Source organism: Rothia sp. HMSC065C03 (assembly GCF_001837295.1).
In the GTDB taxonomy this organism is placed as follows: domain Bacteria; phylum Actinomycetota; class Actinomycetes; order Actinomycetales; family Micrococcaceae; genus Rothia.
Genome location: NZ_KV831992.1, coordinates 1 through 517, shown reverse-complemented (window position 1 = coordinate 517; position 517 = coordinate 1). Strand labels below are relative to the sequence as shown.

General features: G+C 61.3%; 1 protein-coding gene. It reads right to left on the bottom strand.

The genetic code is table 11. The annotated features are described in order from the left end of the window. Positions 1 to 49: 49 nt before the first annotated feature. The coding region (locus HMPREF2605_RS04520; RefSeq protein ID WP_210401034.1) for a transposase at positions 50 to 517 on the bottom strand (468 nt) is incomplete at its 5' end.

Sequence of the window (517 nt, the reverse complement as noted above, 5' to 3'; positions counted from 1 at the left end):
GGTCAAGTCCTGTGGAGTGGTGTAATCGTTTTGTGTCCTTCGGGTTGGGTTATGCGCTGAGTTGGAGTGGGGTGTCCTCCTGCCCGGTGGGTTGTGGTGTGAGTCGTGATTTGGTGAGGATGTCGAGGCTGAGGTAGCGTCGGCCTTCGGCCCATTCGTCGTTTTGTTCGGCGAGGACGGCTCCGACCAGGCGGATGATGGCCTGGCGGTTGGGGAAGATCCCCACGGAGTCGGTGCGTCGGCGGATTTCGCGGTTGAGGCGCTCATTGGGGTTGTTGGACCAGATCTGGGTCCACACCCCGGTGGGGAAGGACGCGAACGCGAGGACGTCTGCCCTGGCTTGATCGAGGTGGTCACACACGGCGGGGAGCTTGTCGTTCACGTAGTCCAAGAGCCGGTCGTATTGAGCGTTGACCGATGCTGCGTCGGGTTGGTCGTACACCGAGTGCAGCATCGCTTTGACGGCGGGCCATAGTGCTTTGGGGGTGACCGACATGAGATTAGCGGCGTAGTGGGT